Source organism: Microbacterium sp. HMWF026 (genome assembly GCF_003061325.1).
Taxonomy (GTDB): domain Bacteria; phylum Actinomycetota; class Actinomycetes; order Actinomycetales; family Microbacteriaceae; genus Microbacterium; species Microbacterium testaceum_E.
The window spans coordinates 1-730 of record NZ_QAJB01000400.1 but is presented as its reverse complement, the minus strand read 5'-3'; the positions used below and the strand labels follow the sequence as shown (position 1 = coordinate 730).

The window sequence follows — 730 nt, the reverse complement described above, 5'->3', positions numbered from 1 at the left end:
GGTCTGGACCGGCGCGACACCGCGCTGACCGAGCTGATGGACGACCCCCACTGCGATCCCCGTGCCCTCGCCGCGACGTACCGCCGGTTCGACGTGGTCAACCGCCTCGTCTCGGCGTGGGGCCACGTCTATCGCTCGCACGTGCGTCCCGAGCTGCGTGCCCTCGGACGACCCGCTCGCGTGCTCGACCTCGGCTGCGGGGGCGGCGACGTCGTCGCGCGCCTCGCGGGGCTCGCCCGACGCGACGGCCTCGACGTCGAGTGGGTGGGCGCCGATCCCGACCCCCGCGCCCTCGACGCCGCTCGCGCCCGCTCGCGCCCGGGCGTGCGGTTCACGGCGCAGGGGTCGGGCGACCTCATCGCCGCCGGCGAGACCTTCGACCTCGTGCTGTCGAACCACGTGCTGCACCACCTGGACGCCGCGGCGCTCGACACTTTCGCCGCCGATTCTCTGGCGCTCTCGCGCGGATCGGTGCTGCACGCCGACATCGCGCGCGGACGACTCGCCTACGCCCTGTACGCGGTGGGCATCGCTCCGCTCTCGATCGGCACGTTCCTGCGCGTCGACGGTCTGCGCTCGATCCGCCGCAGCTATCGCGCCCCCGAACTGGCGGCCGCCCTCGGCGCACCGTGGCGGGTGCTGACCCCCGCGCCGTTCCGCGTGCTCGCCGTCGCGCGGGGACGCGCGGCGGGTGCTCCCGCAGCGGGGAGTGCTCGCGATGCCTGAGGTG

1 protein-coding gene is annotated in these 730 nt (G+C 75.3%); it reads left to right on the top strand.

Features of this window, described 5'->3' with window-relative positions; genetic code table 11:
* Positions 1-3: 3 nt before the first annotated feature.
* Complete coding sequence (locus tag DBR36_RS14825) at positions 4-726, top strand: methyltransferase domain-containing protein (RefSeq protein WP_108320522.1); 723 nt, start codon at positions 4-6, stop codon at positions 724-726.
* Positions 727-730 lie beyond the last annotated feature (4 nt).